The following is a 284-nucleotide window of genomic DNA, read 5'->3' as shown; positions in this document are numbered from 1 at the left end:
ACATCGCCTCCGAGACGGGCACGAGGCTCATCTGGTACTCGCCCACGCCCTACTGCGAGCTCAACCCCGTGAACATGGGCCTCGGGATCAAGCAGTGCACCGCCTGCTCCATCAACATGGCCGTCGAGCCGGACGGGACGGTCATACCGTGCCAGAGCTACTACGAGCCCCTCGGCAACCTCCTGAAGGACGACTGGAAGGCCCTCTGGGGCCACCCGCTCTGCGCGAGCATCAGGACGAGGGGGTACGTCGACGAGAGGTGCGGGAAGTGCGAGATGCTGCAG

Annotated in this window: 1 protein-coding gene; it reads left to right on the top strand. The window is 65.5% G+C overall.

The annotated features are described in order from the left end of the window. The coding region (locus MD536_RS21545) for an SPASM domain-containing protein (protein ID WP_239603844.1) at positions 1–284 on the top strand (284 nt) is incomplete at both ends.

This window comes from Flavihumibacter cheonanensis (genome assembly GCF_022352215.1).
Lineage (GTDB): Bacteria > Bacteroidota > Bacteroidia > Chitinophagales > Chitinophagaceae > Flavihumibacter > Flavihumibacter cheonanensis.
This window is presented reverse-complemented; position numbering and strand designations above follow the sequence as displayed.